This window comes from Candidatus Pantoea gossypiicola (assembly GCF_008632075.1).
Lineage (GTDB): Bacteria > Pseudomonadota > Gammaproteobacteria > Enterobacterales > Enterobacteriaceae > Pantoea > Pantoea gossypiicola.
On sequence record NZ_VWVM01000030.1, the window covers coordinates 1 to 19,834 of the forward strand.

The window sequence follows — 19,834 nt, forward strand, 5'->3', positions numbered from 1 at the left end:
CAGGAACTGCCTGAACGTGGCATCATGAGGCGTGGGTGTGCTGTTTTTCTTCTTCATCAGCCCGGGCTCTGAAAAATGACCCTGAGATGTTATCACAGCCCGGAAAAAGCTAACATTGGCGGTGAACAGAATTGCCATTTCTTCAGGAGACTGTGCCGGGGTGGTTCGGTCCCCTTTCCGGCTATTTTGCGTTCCCGCTCTCACTGCGTCATTACGCAGCCGCATAATGAGATCAGTCTGGATACCGAAAATTATTGCACGTTAAGGTTGTTTTCTGACCGTTCTGCTTTACCGGGCCTCAGCCCACGAAACTTACCGGAAGCCGATAACCGGTTGCTTTTCCAGGTATAATCGCCTGTCAGATTGATGTGTTCCCAGCCTGACGGCGACAAATGCGCCAGCAGTTGTTCGTTGCTCTTAAGTCCCTTACGCTTCAGGGCATCGTTCGCCCTTTCCATATAAACAGTATTCCACAGCGAGATCGCAGCTGTCAGAAGCGTCAGTTCACTGGCGCGGTAGCTCTGATTTTCCGGCTTTCTGTCCCTGATGTCTCCCAGCCGGCACATAAATAGCGTTCGCTCAATGCGGCCAATTTCTCTCAGTGCTTTGGCAAGACCGTTTTACCTGGAGTAGCTGGCTGGCTTTTTCAGCATCAGAGATGCTGTCACGGTTCCCTGTTTTACTGAGGTCACCCGGTCAGAGGTTCTTATCCCGCGGAATCTCCAGCAGCATTAACGTCCGCCGCTTCCCTGACACGGCGGGCGCGGAACGTACCGCGTACAGACCCGGTATTTTCAGCTGACGAAGGTAGATCCTGCTTCACCTATTTCCGGAATCTGTTCAATAAGGCCTTATCCGGCTGGCCGTCCTCAGCCTCTGTGCGAAAACCGCCTGCCGGTTCTCCACCACCATCACCACCTCACGTGCGGTCTGCGCTCATACGGCACGGAATCTTTATCCGGCCCGGGCTTCTGCAGTCCTTTACTGTATGAGCTGCCTTTTTTGTAAGGCACTCTCCTGGCCAGGCTGCAAACCCCTTTTCTCTTCCATTTTCATAACCAATATTTCCGTAATTTAAAGATATTGATAAAATTAATTTATCCTGCTTTTGCAGTATTTAACATATCGCTTTTCCACACCTCAATTATTTCTAAACAAGAGTGAATTCCCGTGCGTTTCATTTTTCTGAAGGATCTTTCTTTTTCTTTGCGTTTTCTGATTATTTTTTATTTATAAATCAATTGGTTGGGCGAAATAATTGTGCGTAAGCCACGAAGTATATCCGCATCGATCGATGATTCCTTTGTTTTTTGTTTTATTGATCGGCGTTGACGATCAATGTTTGTCTGGCCGATAATTCCTTCCGCGATATGCCACCCTGCCAGACTTTTATAACGGGTTTCCGGCGAGGCGCAGGTTTTAAACAAAAGTCCACAGCGACCAGACCATAACCAGATTTTTATCTGGAGTGGGATGATTATAATGCGGAAATTACATCAAAATATGGCTGGAGAAAAAGAGCAGTACAGGGAGGCAGGCAGGAGAATTATTTCCCGTTCCTGCAGTCAGTCTGCATATTCAGGCTTGCCGGACGCAAAGATGCGATCGGTAAGGTGTTTGGAAAATAGTGTTATCATCTCTTCTGACGATATCGGTAAAAGAAAACTGCTCAGGGCTATGCGGCATTACGGCTTTATGGAGTGCGCGCGCATCTGCACCTTTCTGGAAACCGTGAGTGGTCCGCACCTGAACCGGGCAGATTACGCGTGGATAAATGCCGAGATGAAGGAATGCCTGCAGAACCACGATGACGGAAGTGAACGCTCCTTTTTTCAGGAGCTGAGATATTTACAGATGTGCACCGAATATATGCTTTCTCTTGAAGGCGTTCTGACGTAAATCGCCTGTTAAACCGGTAATAAAACGCCGGAGCGTTTGGTATGCACCAGCGGCTTGAAAGGGCCGTTAAATATGTAATGTCCATTGCATTAATGAAAACTCTTTTTTCAGAGTTGTTATTTCCGGTATGTGAATACAGGTTCGCATGCCTATATCTCCTGTCGTCACAAAGGGGATATAACAGGCTGACCTGTTCTGGCCTTTTTTAACCTGTTTTTTAATTATTGCAAATAAGGGATATTTAAAATGAAAAAAATTATTCTGGCTGCGCTGATGCCGGTACTGATGGTGGCTGCGTCTGATGCAATGGCCGGCGACCCAGCCCCAGCCCAGACCCCGATCACCATTGACGGCGGAAAAATTAACTTTTCCGGCTCAATTGTTGCCACCCCTTGTGCGGTTGACAACGATTCTGACGGACAGACAGTTAAGCTCGGTCAGGTGCCGGCTAACCACTTCTCCGCCGCTGGTGATACCAGCGCCGCTGTGCCTTTTTCTATCAAGCTTACTGGCTGTGTGCTGGATAAGGATGCCACCGGCGCAACGGCGAATTACACCGGTGCAGCCATTACTTTTAAAGGCACAGCCGTCAGTGGTAAGGCCGATGTGCTGGCTCTGTCTCCGTCAGCCAGCGGCGCGGGCGACGAAACAAAACCTGCCGCAAATGTGGGCATTCAGATTCTTCAGAATGGCACTGCAGTCGCGGTAGATGGCTCAAAGGCCTCCGCTAAACAGACCATCCAGGCCGGCTCAAACACCATACCTTTCGGTGCCGATTACGTTGCTACCGATGCTGGCGTAACACCGGGCTCCGCAAACTCAGTTGTTGATTTTCAGGTGACCTACAGCTGAGGCCTGCCGGGCTGACAATCGCGGCCAGCACTGGTCTGGCCGCACTTATTCCTCCATTTTCTGTTACGGAAATATCATGTCCAGTGTATTTCGAAATACCTTATGTGCCGTGCTGGTTTCTGCATCGTGTCTTGTTTCAACGGTGGCGTCGGCGGGCGGAATTACCCTTGGTGCAACGCGGGTTATTTATCCGGCAGGTCAGAAGCAGGTCAGTATGTCTGTGCATAACACGTCGGACAAGTCCAGCTTCATGGTGCAGTCATGGGTCGAGGATGCGGAAGGCAAAAAAAGCGCGGACTTCATTGTCACGCCGCCGCTGTATGTCAGCGGCCCGGGAAATGAAAACACCCTGAGGATTATGTATATCGGACAGCCTCCGAGAAAGGACCAGGAAACCCTTTATTACCTCAACTCCAAGGCTATCCCTTCGCTGGATAAAAAAAGTCTGGAGGGTAAAAACATCCTGCTGCTGGCTGCCACCACGCGCATCAAGCTTTTTGTCCGGCCGGCAGAACTGTCGCCGTCGGAAGAAAAGGCTCAGGATTTGCTGACCTTTCACCGGCAGGGGGAACAGACTGAGGTGGATAACCCCACGCCGTACTACATCACGCTGGCGAAGATTAAGAGCGGAGTCAAAAGCCTGCCTGACACCATGGTTGCCCCCGGCGGGCATGTCCTTCTCCCGGCGCAGGGCCAGATTACCTATCACACCATCAATGATTTCGGCGCATTGACGGCTGAACATGTCGCACATTTTTAGTCGGTTTCCCTGAAATGATTGTTTGTCAGAGGTAAAAGATGCGCACTATTACTTTTTCAAAAATTGCACTGTGCGTATTTGTTGCATGTCTTTCACCTGCCCGCGTACGGGCGGAGCTGTACTTCCCGCCGGAACTGGTGGCAACGAACCCGCAGATGGTGGCTGATCTGTCTCACTTTGAGAAGGAAGGATCACAGCTGCCCGGCAGTTATCCTGTCGATATTTATCTCAACGGCAGCGAGGTGACCAGCAGGAACGTTCGTTTTGTTGACGCCGGTGAGGAGCGAAAAAAGGCGGGCCAGGCAAAGACGGAAACAAGGGATATCCGGGACAGCACAGGGCTGATGGCGTGCCTGACGGTGCATGACCTGACCGGACTGGGTGTAAACACCGGCCGGTTCCCCGCACTGGCCGCCCTGCCGGCCGGGCAGTGCGTATCACCCGGACAGATTATCCCGGAGGCATTTACCTCGTTCGATTTCCAGAAGATGCGTCTGGATATCAGTATTCCCCAGGCAGCGATGAACAACAGCGCGCACGGATACATTCCGCCAGAGCGCTGGGATGACGGCATTACGGCCGCCCTGATGAATTACAGCCTCAGCGGCAGCGAGAACAAGGGCCGGTATGGCGACAGCAGCAGCCATTACCTCAACCTGCGCAGCGGTCTGAACATGGGGCCCTGGCGTCTGCGTGACTATCGCGTCTGGAACGATTATCAGAGTCGCCAGTCCCGCCAGCGGGACTGGCAGCATATCGAAACCTATGCTGAGCGGGCCATTATTCCCCTGCACAGCGAACTGCTCGTCGGTGACGGGTCGACCAGCAGCGATGTGTTTGACTCCTGGCAGCTGCGCGGGGTACAGCTTGCCACAGATGACAGCATGTACCCTGACAGCCGGCGCGGGTATGCGCCCGTTATACGGGGCGTGGCCAGCACGAACGCCCGGGTCAGCATCCGGCAGAAAGGATACGTGGTTTACCAGACCTTTGTGCCGCCCGGCCCCTTTTCCATTGACGACCTTTTTCCCGTGGGGTCGAGCGGAGACCTGCAGGTCACGATTACGGAAGCGGACGGCGCGCAACGGACCTTTACGGTGCCCTTTTCTTCCGTGCCCGTTCTTCAGCGGGAGGGGAGCGTGAAGTATGCGCTGGCGACTGGCCGCTTTAAGGCGCTCAGCAACCGGTACAGCAACCCTGACGTGGTTCAGGGCACGCTGGTCTGGGGGCTGCCCGCCGGGGTAACCGTCTACGGCGGCATGCAGTATTCCGGCAACTATCTCTCTGCACTGCTTGGTGCCGGCCTGAATATCGGCACCCTGGGGGCCTTTTCGGCAGACGTCACGCAGGCAGACAGTACCCTTGCAGACGGCAGTCACCATCAGGGACAGTCGCTGCGCTTTTTGTACGCCCGCTCCCTTAACGACCTGGGCACGTCTTTTCAGCTGACGGGGTACCGCTATTCAACCGAGGGGTTCCACACGCTGGATGAGACGGCCCTGAAGGGCATGCAGGGCTGGTTCTACGATTACAACACGGTGGATGTGGAAGGCCGGCCGGTGAAACGCCCCTACACGGACTACTTCAACCTCTATAACAACAAGCGGGAAAAGATTCAGGTCAGCGTTTCCCAGCAGGTGGGCAGCCTGGGGTCACTTTATCTCAGCGGCGTTCGCCAGAACTACTGGAACACCTCGGGGGTGAGTACCTCACTGCAGGCCGGGTTTAACGGGACGGTGAAAAGCGTCAGCTACAGCCTGAGCCTGAGCCGGAACGCCGGCCTGAACGGTTCGGACCGGGCGATATTTGCCTCTTTTTCCATACCGCTGGACGCGCTTTTTTATGGCGACAGCGGCCAGCGTCATACGCTTACCGCCTCATACAGCGTGAACCAGAATGCGGACAATCAGATTTCGCATCAGGCCTCCCTCAGCGGAACGGCGCTGGAAGGCGACCGGCTTGGCTGGAATGTCTCACAGAGCTATGCCAGGAATGCCGGCAACGGCGGAAGCCTGAGCGCGGATTACAAGGGCGGCTACGGGGAAACAAACCTGGGCTACAGCTACAGCGGAGACTACAGGCAGGTCAGCTATGGCCTGAGCGGGGGCGCCATTCTGCACAGTGAGGGCCTGACCCTGGGGCAGGCGCCGGGAGAAACGAACGTACTGGTGGCCGTACCCGGCGTGCCGGACATCAGCATCGTTAACGAAACGGGGGTTCACACTGACTGGCGGGGATACGCCATCGTACCCTACGCGTCAGTCTATCGGGAAAACCGCGTGGCGCTGGACACCGATTCGCTCAATGACCAGACGGACATTGACGATGCCGTCAGCCGGGTCGTACCCACCCGGGGCGCGGTGGTGCGCGCACGCTTCAAAGGGTACACCGGCAGTCGCGTGCTGGTGACGCTGATGCACGACGGTAAACCACTGCCCTTTGGTGCCATGGTCACGGCGGGTGAGCGCGGCGGTATCGTCGGGGACGAGGGGCAGGTCTATCTGTCCGGACTCTCACAGACGGGCATGCTTGAGGCTCAGTGGGGTGACGGCGCGGGCATGACCTGCAGCGCCCCTTACAGCCTGCAGGATGCAACCGTTAATCAGGCCGTTGTCAGAATTCAGGCCGACTGCCATTAACCAAAAAGTAAACATAAAGGATGTATCAGATATGAAAAAGAAAAAAAGCGCATCTGCGCTTCTGGTGTGTGCCATGAGCCTTTCTGCGGGTAGCGTATGGGCGGCGGGAGACAGCACGACAATTAATGTGAAAGGAAAGATTGTTTCGAATACCTGCGTGATTGACACGACAAACTCAGATCTTACCGTGACGCTGCCGACGCTTTCTGACAAGGATTTCAAGTCTAAGGGCGTTGTTGCAGGTAAAAAGACCGTCAACCTGGTACTCAAGGACTGCGGAAAAGACACCTCTAAAGTGGACGTGACGGCTTCGGGTGACCCGGACGATACGGATAAAAGCGCGTTTAAAAATGCAGCAACCGGGGGGGATGCGGCAACAGGCGTCGGGCTGTATTTTTATGAGACTGACGGGAATACCCTTTTTTTACCGAACGGTACGAAGGAAGAGTCATCACTGGACGCGACCAAAACCAATACGCTGGCCTACACGGCTGCTTACGTGGCCACTGCGGCAACAGTGTCAGCAGGTGGATTTGCATCCGTGGTTAACCTGAAGCTGGAATATCAGTAAAAAATCAGAAACAGGAAATGCAGAAAATGCAGAAAATCAGAAAAACCCTGACGGCAGTCATCCCTGGCGTGGCGTTTCTTGCCTTTGCGCTGACCGCTTACGCTGCCGGAGACACCGCTACTATCACCATAACGGGCACGGTGAAGAATGCGTCCTGCACGCTGGTTCAGCCGGAGCCGGTTACGCTTCCTCCCGTGGACGTCAGGGATTTCGGGGGGGCGGCAGGTAAGGAGGTCGGCCAGGCCACCATGGAAATTAAGCTCAACAACTGCACAAGCGACCAGAGCAAGCTGGATATACAAGTGTCGGGTACGGGCAGCGGTACTGTTTTTAGCAATACGGCAACGGACAATCCGGCTGGCGGCGTGGGTATTGAGGTGTTTGATCTCGACGGCCTCGCGTTTAAAACAGACGGGACCAGTAATGCCGACGTCCAGACCCGGGAACAGGACGGCAGTTACGATATCAAATATACAGTGAAATATGTTTCGACCGCCGATACGGTGACCGCTGGAAATGTGCAATCGATCGTCACCGTAGCATTCACTTATTCGTAGCGCTTTAACGCCTTCCGGCAGTGAAGAGGAATGGGGGCTGAAGGCGACGCTGTGGATGAATGACATTATCCGGTCATCCTGCCGGTGACTGAGTTATATTAAAAAGCAGATACTCAGATGAAATTAAGAATGACAGACTGGCTGGTTGGAACGATACTGACAATCGCGGCGCTAAGCAGTAGCGCCCAGACTATCCACAGCGATCCCGTGCGATACTTGCCTCTGTTTCAAATAACAAAAAAATCGAATGGGAATAACTGGCTGGTCAGTCTGAAAGCCACCTGCCAGGTGGCTGCGGGGGAGCCTGCGGTCCCTCTATCCGTTCACGTCGGCGGGCCACAAACCTTGGAGCATGACATGGACTGTGGTACCAGCACCCAGTGCGTGGTAGGCGATATCACGGCTAATCCCTATACCACATTCACCTGCTTGGTGGGAGGAGGGCGGGTATCTGATGAAGTCCAAACAATCAACGCGAGTCTCATCGTGGACTATGACGGTGGAGTTGCGTATCGCGCAAAAGGGACTGGGACCGCAGTCGATAGTGGTGGGGGCGACGCCGATGTACCTACCATCATAAAGTTGGTCAAGGATGATCGGGCGGGGCTGTCGGGGGAAAGCAGCTTCACACTAAACAAGGGCGTGCTGACGATTTCGATAGATGGGGCAACCTATGACAAATTGCGCGGATGGCGGGTAACGGCCCCGGGGGCGCATACGGTGACGCTGCAAACCAAAACGAAGAAACTGCCGGCTGGCATCTATACCGGTGCCATCAATGCTACGGTGAGCATACCGTGAGAAAGGGGCCGATTGTAAGAAACGTGCTGTATTGCATATAGCTGCCTCTCCAGGACAGCGTTTAATGTTGGGTTCTGTTGCACAAACGGTAGTGGTCTGGCGAAAAGAACATTACTTGTTTTCCATACTATCAGCAGGAAAAATGTTACCGGGATGAAGAACTCCATGCAAAAAACATTACGGGGTGTTCTTGCCGCCGCAGCGGCAACGTTATTAATCACCCGCGCGGAAGCTGCGACGTTGGTTATCGAAAACTCCACGGCCATATCGTCAGAGACGGGGGGTTATGCGGACAATAACACCTACAGATGCTGCATTTTGCGCAGCACCTTCTCAGAAGCCTTCAACACAGAGCTGCATGACCTTATAGCCACGAGGAAGGCGGGGATAATCATTAACGAAAAGACATGCACGGGACAACAAGAATGTTGTGGGGATGAAGTGGAAACGAAGACGTATACGGTCGCATGCAGCAGTACAGTATGGGGTAAGGCGAAAATCGCTGAGACGGATATAACGGCTCTACAAGTAAAGGACGGCAGCGTATGGTTCGATAAGGATAGTGTCACTAAGTCCGTGGCCCCATCCGATTCCGTGACCGCCACTGTGCCTGACACGATCGACCTGGGAGAAGGTCACGTGGGGCAGACAACCGAACAAACATTCGCGGTAACACTCTCCGGGGGCAATCTGGATCTGGGCATGGGGCTCGGTGGAAGCGATGGGGTGTTACATATTCCAACACTCCGTGATGACGGGAGCGACTTCGGGGGAACACTGACCGCGGCGCCCGACTTGCACGGCGTAGTGACTGCCGGGTATGGCATGGACTTTAAGCAAAACGGCAACGTTACGTTGCGATGGACCCCGACGGGCACTGGCGCCATGCACGCCACGCTGCAGGTTGTGTTATCTGTCCATTGAATGCCACGAAACCTCCGGTTGGGGAGGGCTGCCGGGAAGAACAACCACTTCAGTGCTGTCGCTCGGACTGCATCTTATGGTCTGACCGGGCTCTGAGCGGGGGGCGGGCGTACGACGCGCGGTGGACACCGTCTGCCGGCATTCTTTTCCAGATCAAAAAATAAAATAGTGGTGTTTGAAGATTTAGACCGGCTAGGGAATGCAGATGTTTTTGTAAGGTTTAGGGAAATCAATTAGATAGTTAATAATCTTAAAGATTACCCTGTAAGATTTCTTTACGCATGCCGCGATGATGTTTTTCTTGGCCCTGATATACGGACTAAATTCTTTGATTTCATCCTTCCTGTCGTCCCTGTGCTTGATGCAAGAAACGCCTACACGCATCTGAAAAACAAGCTAAAGGGCTTTCCGGCTGAACATGATGTACTCCTAAAACAGTTGTCTCTCTACATAAGCGACATGCGATATTTGCAGAATATGGCTAATGAGTATAACTTATTCAGGAAGATAGTTGAGGATAATACAAGCGAAGTCAAAATATTTGCTATTATTTTTTTTATAAAAACATCCACTCTCAGGATTATAATCTAACTGATAAGAAAGCCGGGTTGCTGTATTTTATTATGAATGACTATCGGCTCAGAAATCTACATGAATATATTTCACATCCCTGGATGATGAGAAAGACAGTCTTTACAATAGTCTTGAGAGACTAAAAGAAGAAAAAGCATCATCCGCAATTGACGTAAGAATGGAGATTATTTGCCGCTTTTGCCTTATGAGCTGTGGCGCGGTCTATATTTCTCAAATAGTAAATATGGTTCGCAGCATGGGGAGAAGTTTGTTCCGGATGATTTGCATAAAAATGAGAATTATTTTATTGATTTATTTAGCTCTGCATCGTCAGTATTTTTTTTGGATACGGTGATCGCTATAATAAAACTTTTAGGGGGTTTTAATTTTTCGTCAGTAATATAACCAATGAGTATGAGGAAAGGAAAAAATTATTTCTTCAGGCAGAGAGGTGAAGTACAGAAAAACAGCGATTGATCTGAGAGCAGTAAAATAAAAGATAAGGTTGAGAAACTCCATCACTCTTTCTGATTTAATCACAAAAATTGGCGAAGAGCAATTTATAAATGTAGTGAATGAATATATTGATAAAGATGACGATCCGGAAATTATTGACCAGAAACAGCTGGAAACAATTCGAAGTGGTTTTCGTCATGGTGGTTATGAGGCACTTTATTACCTGCTGACAAATGGGTATATCATGCAGGATTATATGATGTTTCGCTCTATTTTTCATGAAGGCGCTATTTCTGTTAACGATAATGACTATATAAAAGCAGTGGGTCGTTTAACGAACTGTGAAAGTGTAAATAACAGTTTTACGCTCGATGATGAAAAATAAGTCATCTCTGAGCTAGCTGATCAGAACTACATTTACCGGGAAGGGACAGTTCATAATCAACTTGTGACTTATATGATGAAAAATAAAAATGCCCTTCATGAACGCTATTTGTCAGGGATGATTTTGAAGATTTTCGAAAAAAATTCCGACGCTGTTATCTCTTTATTCAGTGTGCAGAACGCAAAGTTCACGCAGCAAAATTCATTTTCAGAATTAATTTCTCTGGCTCTGGGAGATAATCATTATCTTGATCGAATGCTGGCCCTTTTGGAAGGAAAAGAATCAGATGCAATACTAATTCATATCATCATAAACATGATTGCATTTGTTGACCCCGGCGTGTCGGAGAATCGAGGGCATTACAGGCAGTTTGTTGAAGAAAGAGGATATCAGCTGATATCACAACTTGACGCGGATACAGTTTAACCCTTTCTGAAAAATATAAAAAGACTCAATGTGGTTTACGATGATATTACCCTGCCAGTGACTGATATGGAGTTAACTGCTTTACGTTTTATCGCTGATAATGAAATGTATCGCTTTAACAAAGCTTCTTTCAGAACTGTCGTTGCCGGGCTGGCTCACGATGATGACATCACCTGTGAGAAAGTTGATGTCCGCCCACTATCACTGGTAAATGATCTTGAACTGGGAAATGTATGAAATATATTGATTCAAATATTTACGTTTTTTGCCCGCGAGATATTCATGGGGTCAGAAGAAAACAGCGAAACAATCGTCAGCCTGCTGCTGCACCCTTCCATTGAAGGATTACTGACATAGATATGCGGTTCAGCTGATTTCAGCCTGAAGGAAAAAGCGGCGTTACTGGTTAAACATAAAACTGATACAGCGAGCAATTCCTGGATTATTTAAAACCCTCCAGTGATGTAATTAAGGGCATGATTAAACTATCAACTGACGATAGTCAGAAAATAAGCCTGATAATCCGGCTGCTCACGTACAAAGGTATCGGCCGTTCTGATATTGCAGAGATGGTGTCTGAGTTAGATGAAACTGAATACAGGAAATTATTCAGTCAGCAGACGGCCACTCTGATCCTGAGTAACAGCAGTGAAGGTGAATCCTTTTTATCAGCCTTGCAGAAGAGTGGCCTCATCCTCGAATGGTTGCTCCGTGATGACGGGAAGTATTACGTTACCTGTCGCAAAAAATCGCGTCAGGATCCTGACCGCAACTGACCTCCGGTTCAGGTTAGGGATTTCCGCTGGAATCCCTAACCTGCCCTGCCTTCTGCCGTTGAACTTAAAAGTCCCTTCATAACAGCAGGATAGCAAGATTTTTCAGTGGGCCGGCACACCTGCTGTCTGTCCGGTTCTGGTTATACCTCTGTGTTTTTATAGCTTATTTCGTTTTTTCCCCAATTTTTGCGTTATGCTCAACTGACCGATCACCGATTTATTGCGCTTTTATACTGACATCATTCCGGGCAGAATTTCCGGGTGTGATAATGTCCTGCAGGCCTTGTCCTGACAGGTCTGCAGGCTTATTCAGCCGGTTTTCAGCGTGCGGAGATTAAAAAACTGGACTACTTACCCCCCGAACTTTCACAGAATTCACGTAGCGCTGTCATTCTTTCCGGAGGATATGCGCGCGCGCTCCGCCTGCGGGAAATGGCCATTGCAGCCGATCTTGACGTCCCCCGCTATCTGCTGGCACCGGAAATCGCGGTACTGCTGCGCTATCTGCCCGATCTGCGCCAGCGCATGCTGATTGAAACCCTCTGGAACACGGGGGCACGCATCAATGAAGCGCTTGCCCTGACACCCGCCGACTTTTATTTCAATGCCGATATGCCGTTCGTGAGGCTGCGAACCCTGAAACAACGCGCACCTCGCTCTCGCGGGCGGCCCACCCGGGAAGAACGTCAGGAAGTGCCCTTTCGTGCACTGCCACTGCCTGATGTGGATTACGTGCGGCGCATGCAGGCGTTTTTTGCCACGTTCAGACTGCTGACACGCAGGGCAACGCCGATGTGGGATGTGGCCAGCCAGGAAACGCCGCGTAACTGGATACGGGCTGCCGTCAGGCGGGCTGAACAGGATGGCGTAATATTCTCTGTCCGTCCTGTTACACCCCATACATTCCGGCACAGTTTCGCCGTTCACCTGCTGATGAACGGCGTGCATATCAAGCAGGTTCAGGCGCTCATGGGGCACAAGCGGCTTGAGAACACCGAAGTCTACACCCGGATATTCGCGCTGGACGTGACCCCGGATCTGTCATTCTCAATGTCATCTGATGCCGCTCTGGAACTTCTGGGATTTCAATCCGCGTTGCCGCTGAAGGCTCCCTTACGGTAAGTCGTAAATGAGTTTTTACAGAAAAGCGTATTTGCTGATTTTTTATTGATCTCGTCTGAAACAACCAGTAAACTCTTTATAAATCGTAATTGTTAATTTGTATAAATACGATTGTACAGAAAATCGCAAAATTCATTTCCGGAGAACATGATGATTATTTCTGTCCTGAACCAGAAAGGTGGAGTTGGCAAAACGACGCTCAGTGTCAATATCGCTGCCAGACTGGCCGCTGATGGTGCCCGTGTTTTACTGATCGATGCCGATCCTCAGGGGAGTGCGCTTGACTGGGCCGCAGCCCGGGAGGGAGAGTCGCTGTTTCCTGTGCTGGGGTTACCGCGGGCGACGCTGCATAAAGATATCGGTAAATTTACGCAGGACTATGATCATATCGTTATTGATGGCCCGCCGCGTGTTACCGAACTTGCCCGTTCAGCCATTATGGCAGCCGACCTGGTTCTTATCCCTGTTCAGCCGAGTCCTTACGATGTCTGGGCCGCACAGGAAGTGGTTACTCTAATCAGCGAAGCCAGAATTTATAAGGAAAACCTTAAATCTGCATTTGCGGTTAATCGTAAAATCGTAAATACTGCCATTGGACGCGATGTCGGAGAGGCGCTGTCTGCCTATGAAACGGCTGTGCTTAAGTCCAGTGTTTCACAACGTGTGGTTTTTGCGGAGGCCGCTGCTGTTGGCAAGGCGGTCTTTGAGCTTGAGCCGGACTCCGCTGCCTCAAAAGAGATTAGCGCTTTGGTTAATGAGATTCTGGAGCAATAACGATGAGTGGTAAAAAAATTACATTTGGCTCAAAGCCGACTAAACCGGCTCCCAGTGCAGATGCCTGGGTAGAGAGCCGCTCTGTGGAAGAAGACGGCCTGCCCGCAGAGAAAATGAAGAGACTGACGATTGATATCCCGGAAAGTCTCCACAAATCCATTAAATCAGCCTGCGCTCTTCGGGGGACCAAGATCGCTGATGAGGTGCGCGAGTTACTGTACAACAAATACGGAAAGCCGTAATTCTTTATTTGCGACTTTACGATTTTACGCGCCCGTTCTATGACATAATGGATTTGGGTTTTTATAACTATTTAGCCCAGACTGCACATCCAGTGGAACGGTGCACTGACAGGCTCCTGTCAATGTGAAGCCTGAAATCTGTGTTTAATGAAAAGCGCATTTCATTAAATACGGAATTATTTAATGCAGAACTGACGTATTAGCTGTTCCTGCTGTGATCTAATCTGACAGTGACATGAGACAGATGTTACTGTCCCCTTCTTATAACGCTCTGCGGTGAGCGCCGTGCCGCTACTGTAGCCGGGCCGCTTCGACTGCAAGGGGTCGCTCTGCCAGTGTCCTCGCCCGGTCGCAGCTTTTTCAAAGGCTTTATCCGCTGTCTTCCCGTCGTTTTCCGGCTCAATTTTCGCCGTCAAACCGTTCAGCCTGCGTCTGCTTTTTCACTGCGCTGCGGCCTGCGGCACCGCCCCTGCATTCTCCGCTTTACGCCCGGCTGACGTCACGAATGCGCCTATATCCTTGCAAAAGGCCGTCCACTCCTGCCGAAAAACCCGTTGAATGGCGTGATTGCGTGGGAATATTCAGGCAACCGGCACCACCCGACCGAAAACCAGCCACCGGGTGGAGTACGGATACGGGCTGCGTTTGCCCGTATAGAACAGCACCGGTATCACCAATGGCAACTTTTTATGCCCTGCCTCCAGGTGGCGCTGCATGGCGTATCAGGCGGAAAGCCATATGTTGGGGTTCTACGCCGGAACCGCCGAAATTTCCAACACCCACTCGCAGTCAGGCATCACTGAGCGCTCAGCCCCCACAGGATAACCCAGCAAAAACGAAAGAGAGTCAGGTCGCGTGATGGCCTTTACATTCCGCACCATCCGGTTCCTGATTTTTAAACCAGAAATCAACCGATGGCGATTTTTGGTATCTACTACAATCATTTTCCTTAAAGGTACATGTGGGATTTTTACCTTTAAGGAAGATGATTGTGAAAGTAAAAGTATGGACGGTATTTATTTCGGCGTATCTGACGGCCTGTGCCGCACCCGGTACAGAAAAATATCAGACTATCATGGACAGCGTTACGGCAGAAAAAGTAAACCAGATTATTCGCTCGGATGTCATCCCTTCTTCAGGTGAAAATCACGGGGAAGTTATCAACCGCGTGTCATCTGCTTTTCTCGGTACGCCTTACCAGGCTGATACACTCATCGGCGGGCCCGGTACTCCGGAAGCGCTTGTCGTGGATTTCAACGGTGTGGACTGCTTTACCCTGGCAGATTACGTCGAGGCCCTGACCCACAGCCATGACCAGAAATCGTTCCTGCATAATCTTACAGAGGTTCGTTACACCGGGGGGAACGTTGACTACCTCAGCCGCCGGCACTTCTTCTCTGACTGGTTCACCACCGCACCACGCAATGCCCGGGATGTCACACCGGATGTCAGCCCTGACTATGCCGTGGCGGACAAACAGCTTAACCGTAAACCGGACGGGGGGGAGTATATCCCGGAGCTGGGCATTCATCCCCGTAAAATAAATTACATTCCCGGAAACACCATCAGTCAGCAGGTGCTGGACCGTCTGAAAACCGGGGATTATGTCGGCGTCTACTCTCCGCTAGAAGGGCTGGACGTTTCGCATGTGGGTATTGTGGTCCGCCACGACGGGCAGGTGTGGTTCAGGAATGCCTCCTCACTGGCAGCAAACAGAAAAGTGGTGGATTCGCCGTTTCTGGAATACATGCGCGCGAAGCCGGGCATCATTGTATTGCGAGCTGAGTGACCCGCCCATTACCTGTAACGGCTCGCAATCGAAATCACTCCGACTCGCAATCAGCGAAAATCTCGACCCACATTTACTGCAAATGAAAAACGCCACCGACTCACATTAAGTGACAATGGGCTCGCATTTATCCTGCCCGGCTCGCAATTCATTTCACCGGGCTCACAATAATTGCAAATGAAATTTGTCATATCGGTAGCTGATAGCATATTTGCAGTACCAGCGTATCGCCTACAGGATTTATGCTGGCCAGTTCGGATACTATTGTGCCGGGCACAAAATGACTTAAAATATGGGCAGCAACTAAAGAACTTAACGTAAAATTAACAATTAAGATTCGGGGTTATCATTAATTTTAATCTTAAATATACCAATGGAAAGTTACAGGAATATTTTGACGAAACTGTAACTTTCCAGTCGAAATTAATGATTCCAGACAAAACCAGTTGAAATACTGCTCAGAGTACCATCGTTGTTACTTACCACCTTTATAACATTCAGACTAAAGTTGTCTTTGCCATCAAATGCAACCTCGTTATAGTAGTTAGCATCCATATTTCCTGCCGATATTTTTTTCGTACCACCATGGTTTAACGCACTGAAAGTTTGTAGGTATTCAGCTGGAGCCATTACATTAAGGTATGTTCTTGCACTGACCTTTGCACAGTAATTGCTTCTACTAAGATCCATTTCTGAAACAGATATATAATTGCCATCATAAACACCCTCTTTCCATGAGTTACCGTTTTCATAATCGACTTTTATGCCGGACGCATAATACGTCAATCCTCCTGTCATTGGATCTGAGTATATTTTTGACGCAAAACCAAGGTGACTAATCGGGGATATTTTATCCCCTGCCTTCTGAGGCTTGAATGCCAGTTCCCATGCGCTCTCAAAGCTCTGTTCATTTGTCGACACTCCGGAAAAAAAACCAGGGTAACAGCTAGGTATGTATGCTTTTTCAGGTTTTTCAGGGTTCTTGGATATTTCCTGATAAATAAATATATGATCAAAAGCATTTTGGAAGTAGTTGAAGGTGCTGCAGATTTGATTGTACTGACCATAGTAAGAACATTGAGATACTTGTTGTTTTGAGTCTGCTGCAAGATTATCTTTCTGCGCTGACAAGTAATTTATTGCACCGGAATTGTTGTCTGATAGTAAATCAGAAATGTATTTCCTTTCACTACTCACTTCGTTATCTGTCAGCCCTATAGTTACTGCATGAACTATACACTCTATCCTAAACGAGTAAATTATATCAACAACCATCACATATAAAGGGACAAAGTAGTATTTTTTTGACATTCCATCTACTTTGAATCTTTCATCTATCCCCAGAAGCCATGGACTCAGAGCTGTATAAATATCTCTGGCCATTTCAAAGTTTTGCTTATCTATATATTGTTTAAAATATGACATTTTTGTATGCAACTCACTTATTATTGCCTGTAAGTTACTCCATGTGCTTTGGTCTATTTTTTCATTTACTAATGCTTCTATTTGTGCTTTTATTTTAGTGAAGGTATCTTCCCCACTTGGCCAGAATAGATTCAATACAGCATTAATTAACCCTCCAAGTTCCGGGACGAAATAAGTAGCGGCTTTACCAAGGATAGTCTTAAGTATCGTAAGTTCATTATCACTTAATCCGCTATCGCTCAGATAGTTACTTATCAGGATGTTCTGTTTATCAATGTCAGCAGTTTTTAATTTTGATACGCTCATCATTATGTCCTCTTTATGAAAAGAGAGCACAATACGATAAACACACACAGCGATTCTTAATGAAGTATCAATGATAGTCATAAAGTTATCGCATTAGTTTTATACATGTACCGAGACTCAGTCCGTCTGGCATGAATTAATTTTTGTGTCTTATTTTGGTAAATCCAAAAAAGTCAATCAGGTGAGAAAATTTACCTGTTTCATTTGGGGTGTTTTTGTCTCATCCCGGTGCTACGTTTTCATCATCTAAAGTCTAACGAGACAGTTTTCATCATTATGGCACTTTAGGGCTATGCCCGCTTTTCAACCAGTGACCAGGATCTTACCCTGCAGACATAAATTCTCCGCGCTGCCGGTTGTGAAATCATTCGCTCAGAAAAAGCCAGCGGAAGCAGCCGGACCGGAAGGAGCGAGTTGCAGTTGTTGCTGGAGTTCCTGCGCCCCGGTGATACGCTGATGGTGACTCGCGTGGATCGCCTGGCCCGCAGCATTAAGGACCTGCAGGATATTGTGTTTGCCCTGCCATATTCACTATCAGCTGGCGCCTCCATGCCGCTTCGCGGCATATGAAGCGTGACGGCGCATACAAATAACTTATCCAGAATTTAACTTGTCAGTTTTGTTGAAGTGGCGTTGATTAACAGTGGATATTATTGCGAACAGTTAAGTCCAAAAGGAAAAGGAAAAGGAAAACCCGGGCAATCCTGGCGTTAATGCGACAGAAACTTATTTTTTTCCAGAAGCAGTCGAACTCTGCTTTCACTAATCATCCAGCAAAAGAATCTGATATTTAAACTTCCGCTCCACCTCTTACCAGCTTCCGGACGACTCCGTTTTCCACAAAGCTGACTGACAAATAAAAGAAAAGGCAGGAATAACAATGAAAAAAGTTATTTATTCCCAGGATTTTGAGTCTGATAACCCTGTGTACTGGGGGATGATTGTCACTAAGGATGGCAACACATTTGGCAGGAGTACGCTCAGCAACAACCAGCTAAAGCAGCACGTATTACAACTTGTATCAACTGAATTACAACTGGACACTGATACGATATATACGCTTTCTTTTGACTATAAAACCGAATCCCCACTTGATGATTTCAGTATTAAAATAGGTTCAGGTATTCATTATAACATCATGTCTTCAGTGTTGTGGGTTACCCCAACCATTTCATGGCAAACTGCCTCTTTTGAATTTTCTCCCGCTATGCATGTTGACTCCATTTTCTTTGAATTCGCGGGTCACGAATACGACAGTATGGATTTTGATATTGACAATATTCTGATAACTACTGAGTCAGTTGACGATGATGACCCTGATGATATCACCAGCGTTGACCTGACCATCAAAGCCGTCTCCGGTAGCACCGCCCCGGTTATCTATGCCAACGGCCGTAACCAGCTTCCCGTCGAAATCAGCGCTAAAGCCATGAAGGAAAATGCAGATGGCTCTGAGTCAGTGCTTATCTTCTCACACGCAACCTGGATTCATATCCTGAACCTGCGTCATGCCGGGTCCGATGAAAAACTCACCTGGCAGGGCCGTTCCGGGTGGTGTTTTACGGATGCTGAGAATGATTACAGCCGTGAGGTGGCGGCGGAAAATAATGAGGCCGGGCCTGTACTGGCTTCTGCCATTCGGTATATGGGCACCGGAGAAACACTGATTACGCTGTATGTTTACACCGATGACATTAGCACTGAGCGGGTTGCGGTCAGTATTGACACCGAAGGTGGTAAGCATTTTACCACCGCCGATAACGCTTCAGGGGCCGAGCGAAGCTCTGTAACTGTTCGGGCTGTTCAGCCCATAACCTATCTGAAGAGTGATTTAATTCAGGATGTGGTCAGTGATTTGGGGAAAACGCAGATATCCCTGCATTATTCCTGTGACGATGACAGCTGGTCAGAAAAAATTGATGCACACTATGATAATTTGTACTTCTCGGTAAAAAACAAACTACAGAAGTACACCGTCAATAATTACGGGCAGGATGGGAAAAGCGATTACCGGATCCCTTTAAGAGCAGCCATATACTGGAGAGCAGATAATCATGATCAGCATATGCTGATCGCGAATCCTGACGATATTCCGGCGGGAACAGCCACTCTCGGATTTTATGGTAAAGCGACATGGCATGAGTTTTTTGCTATAGGTGATTCCACGGGTATTTATGATCTTTTCCAGACGTTTGAATTTAATGCCCGGCCGGACACCATTTGCTGGACCCATTTTTCCTTTGCTGCGTCTCAACACTGGATTTTACCCGGCGGTAAAGACCTGCACGTAAATGATACCGACCTTTATAATTTTGACGCTAATCCCTGGTTTGAATTCTACGACCTGTACGGTAACTATGGCGCATTTAATATCCGCTATAACGACACTACTCATGAAATTGAAGTCGACCCGCGGTAGCACCAGTCCAGCCTGGGGGCTGGTTAAACTTAATTCATTCACGTGGAATTTCTCTTATGACCTCACCTTCATTTTACTCTCAGGCAGGTAACTTCATCAGTTCTGTTCAGGGCGGTGTGGATCCCCGCACTGGTCTGT

18 protein-coding genes and 5 pseudogenes are annotated in these 19,834 nt (G+C 49.1%); 20 read left to right on the top strand and 3 right to left on the bottom strand.

What is annotated here, in order from left to right; translation table 11 throughout:
• Positions 1-261 precede the first annotated feature (261 nt).
• Positions 262-560 (bottom strand): annotated as a pseudogene (locus tag F3I20_RS22470) (Tn3 family transposase); the annotation flags it as partial.
• Between the two features lie 922 nt (positions 561-1,482).
• Here F3I20_RS22470 and F3I20_RS22475 point away from each other — a divergent pair.
• The 17 genes and pseudogenes from F3I20_RS22475 to F3I20_RS22550 all read left to right on the top strand — a co-directional run.
• Complete coding sequence (locus tag F3I20_RS22475) at positions 1,483-1,899, top strand: hypothetical protein (RefSeq protein ID WP_150015935.1); 417 nt, start codon at positions 1,483-1,485, stop codon at positions 1,897-1,899.
• A gap of 246 nt (positions 1,900-2,145) precedes the next feature.
• The gene (locus F3I20_RS22480; protein WP_150015934.1) at positions 2,146-2,751 is read left to right on the top strand and encodes a fimbrial protein; all 606 of its coding nucleotides are present in this window, start codon (positions 2,146-2,148) and stop codon (positions 2,749-2,751) included.
• Positions 2,752-2,827: 76 nt separating this feature from the next.
• Positions 2,828-3,511: a fimbria/pilus periplasmic chaperone gene (locus F3I20_RS22485; RefSeq protein WP_150015933.1), complete on the top strand. Its 684-nt coding sequence runs from the start codon at positions 2,828-2,830 to the stop codon at positions 3,509-3,511.
• Between the two features lie 38 nt (positions 3,512-3,549).
• Positions 3,550-6,150 (top strand): fimbrial biogenesis usher protein, encoded by a 2,601-nt coding sequence (locus F3I20_RS22490; RefSeq protein ID WP_150015932.1) that lies wholly within the window; start codon positions 3,550-3,552, stop codon positions 6,148-6,150.
• 31 nt (positions 6,151-6,181) lie between these two features.
• On the top strand, positions 6,182-6,721 hold the full coding sequence (locus F3I20_RS22495; RefSeq protein ID WP_190286000.1) for a fimbrial protein: 540 nt from the start codon (positions 6,182-6,184) through the stop codon (positions 6,719-6,721).
• A gap of 17 nt (positions 6,722-6,738) precedes the next feature.
• Positions 6,739-7,278, top strand: a complete 540-nt coding sequence (locus F3I20_RS22500) for a fimbrial protein (protein WP_150015930.1) — start codon at positions 6,739-6,741, stop codon at positions 7,276-7,278.
• A 129-nt stretch (positions 7,279-7,407) separates the two neighbouring features.
• Positions 7,408-8,079 (top strand): hypothetical protein, encoded by a 672-nt coding sequence (locus F3I20_RS22505; RefSeq protein WP_150053244.1) that lies wholly within the window; start codon positions 7,408-7,410, stop codon positions 8,077-8,079.
• A 153-nt stretch (positions 8,080-8,232) separates the two neighbouring features.
• Entirely contained in the window at positions 8,233-9,003 is a 771-nt protein-coding gene (locus tag F3I20_RS22510) for a hypothetical protein (protein WP_150059934.1), read from the top strand.
• A gap of 132 nt (positions 9,004-9,135) precedes the next feature.
• Positions 9,136-9,594 (top strand): annotated as a pseudogene (locus F3I20_RS24495) (YobI family P-loop NTPase).
• Between the two features lie 487 nt (positions 9,595-10,081).
• On the top strand, positions 10,082-10,417 hold the full coding sequence (locus F3I20_RS22515; protein WP_150015927.1) for a hypothetical protein: 336 nt from the start codon (positions 10,082-10,084) through the stop codon (positions 10,415-10,417).
• Between the two features lie 72 nt (positions 10,418-10,489).
• Entirely contained in the window at positions 10,490-10,843 is a 354-nt protein-coding gene (locus F3I20_RS22520; RefSeq protein ID WP_150015926.1) for a hypothetical protein, read from the top strand.
• Positions 10,844-10,873: 30 nt separating this feature from the next.
• Positions 10,874-11,080 carry a hypothetical protein gene (locus F3I20_RS22525; protein ID WP_150015925.1) on the top strand — a complete coding sequence of 69 codons (207 nt, stop codon included), beginning with the start codon at positions 10,874-10,876 and terminating at the stop codon, positions 11,078-11,080.
• Positions 11,081-11,319: 239 nt separating this feature from the next.
• Positions 11,320-11,619 (top strand): hypothetical protein, encoded by a 300-nt coding sequence (locus F3I20_RS22530; RefSeq protein WP_150015924.1) that lies wholly within the window; start codon positions 11,320-11,322, stop codon positions 11,617-11,619.
• Between the two features lie 432 nt (positions 11,620-12,051).
• Positions 12,052-12,741 carry a tyrosine-type recombinase/integrase gene (locus F3I20_RS22535; RefSeq protein WP_150015923.1) on the top strand — a complete coding sequence of 230 codons (690 nt, stop codon included), beginning with the start codon at positions 12,052-12,054 and terminating at the stop codon, positions 12,739-12,741.
• 111 nt (positions 12,742-12,852) lie between these two features.
• Entirely contained in the window at positions 12,853-13,515 is a 663-nt protein-coding gene (gene parA / locus F3I20_RS22540; protein ID WP_444505518.1) for a ParA family partition ATPase, read from the top strand.
• A 2-nt stretch (positions 13,516-13,517) separates the two neighbouring features.
• The gene (locus tag F3I20_RS22545; RefSeq protein ID WP_150015922.1) at positions 13,518-13,757 is read left to right on the top strand and encodes a plasmid partition protein ParG; all 240 of its coding nucleotides are present in this window, start codon (positions 13,518-13,520) and stop codon (positions 13,755-13,757) included.
• Positions 13,758-14,254: 497 nt separating this feature from the next.
• Positions 14,255-14,365: pseudogene (locus F3I20_RS22550) on the top strand (DNA methylase); the annotation flags it as partial.
• A gap of 6 nt (positions 14,366-14,371) precedes the next feature.
• Here the strand turns inward: F3I20_RS22550 and F3I20_RS22555 are convergent.
• Positions 14,372-14,476 (bottom strand): annotated as a pseudogene (locus F3I20_RS22555) (Rpn family recombination-promoting nuclease/putative transposase); the annotation flags it as partial.
• A gap of 266 nt (positions 14,477-14,742) precedes the next feature.
• On the opposite strand from F3I20_RS22555, the gene F3I20_RS22560 reads away from it, so the two are divergent.
• Positions 14,743-15,546, top strand: coding sequence for a DUF1460 domain-containing protein (locus tag F3I20_RS22560; protein ID WP_150015921.1), 804 nt, complete (start codon positions 14,743-14,745; stop codon positions 15,544-15,546).
• Positions 15,547-15,969: 423 nt separating this feature from the next.
• Here the strand turns inward: F3I20_RS22560 and F3I20_RS22565 are convergent, their stop codons facing one another.
• On the bottom strand, positions 15,970-17,358 hold the full coding sequence (locus F3I20_RS22565) for an insecticidal delta-endotoxin domain-containing protein (protein ID WP_150019651.1): 1,389 nt from the start codon (positions 17,356-17,358) through the stop codon (positions 15,970-15,972).
• Between the two features lie 246 nt (positions 17,359-17,604).
• Between F3I20_RS22565 and F3I20_RS22570 the strand changes: the two are divergent.
• Together F3I20_RS22570 and F3I20_RS22575 are read left to right on the top strand one after the other, a co-directional pair.
• A pseudogene (locus F3I20_RS22570) lies at positions 17,605-17,799 on the top strand (recombinase family protein); the annotation flags it as partial.
• Between the two features lie 358 nt (positions 17,800-18,157).
• A complete protein-coding gene (locus F3I20_RS22575) occupies positions 18,158-19,696 on the top strand; it encodes a hypothetical protein (protein ID WP_223811737.1) in 1,539 nt (512 codons plus the stop codon).
• The last annotated feature ends 138 nt before the right edge of the window (positions 19,697-19,834 follow it).

Excerpts from the sequence above, each read along its gene's own strand:
- F3I20_RS22475 (WP_150015935.1), top strand. The coding sequence starts at position 1,483 with ATGCGGAAATTACATCAAAATATGGCTGGAGAAAAAGAGCAGTACAGG.
- F3I20_RS22480 (WP_150015934.1), top strand. The coding sequence starts at position 2,146 with ATGAAAAAAATTATTCTGGCTGCGCTGATGCCGGTACTGATGGTGGCT.
- F3I20_RS22485 (WP_150015933.1), top strand. The coding sequence starts at position 2,828 with ATGTCCAGTGTATTTCGAAATACCTTATGTGCCGTGCTGGTTTCTGCA.
- F3I20_RS22490 (WP_150015932.1), top strand. The coding sequence starts at position 3,550 with ATGCGCACTATTACTTTTTCAAAAATTGCACTGTGCGTATTTGTTGCA.
- F3I20_RS22495 (WP_190286000.1), top strand. The coding sequence starts at position 6,182 with ATGAAAAAGAAAAAAAGCGCATCTGCGCTTCTGGTGTGTGCCATGAGC.
- F3I20_RS22500 (WP_150015930.1), top strand. The coding sequence starts at position 6,739 with ATGCAGAAAATGCAGAAAATCAGAAAAACCCTGACGGCAGTCATCCCT.
- F3I20_RS22505 (WP_150053244.1), top strand. The coding sequence starts at position 7,408 with ATGACAGACTGGCTGGTTGGAACGATACTGACAATCGCGGCGCTAAGC.
- F3I20_RS22510 (WP_150059934.1), top strand. The coding sequence starts at position 8,233 with ATGAAGAACTCCATGCAAAAAACATTACGGGGTGTTCTTGCCGCCGCA.
- F3I20_RS22520 (WP_150015926.1), top strand. The coding sequence starts at position 10,490 with ATGATGAAAAATAAAAATGCCCTTCATGAACGCTATTTGTCAGGGATG.
- F3I20_RS22530 (WP_150015924.1), top strand. The coding sequence starts at position 11,320 with ATGATTAAACTATCAACTGACGATAGTCAGAAAATAAGCCTGATAATC.
- F3I20_RS22535 (WP_150015923.1), top strand. The coding sequence starts at position 12,052 with ATGGCCATTGCAGCCGATCTTGACGTCCCCCGCTATCTGCTGGCACCG.
- F3I20_RS22545 (WP_150015922.1), top strand. The coding sequence starts at position 13,518 with ATGAGTGGTAAAAAAATTACATTTGGCTCAAAGCCGACTAAACCGGCT.
- F3I20_RS22560 (WP_150015921.1), top strand. The coding sequence starts at position 14,743 with ATGATTGTGAAAGTAAAAGTATGGACGGTATTTATTTCGGCGTATCTG.
- F3I20_RS22565 (WP_150019651.1), bottom strand. The coding sequence starts at position 17,358 with ATGACTATCATTGATACTTCATTAAGAATCGCTGTGTGTGTTTATCGT.
- F3I20_RS22575 (WP_223811737.1), top strand. The coding sequence starts at position 18,158 with ATGAAAAAAGTTATTTATTCCCAGGATTTTGAGTCTGATAACCCTGTG.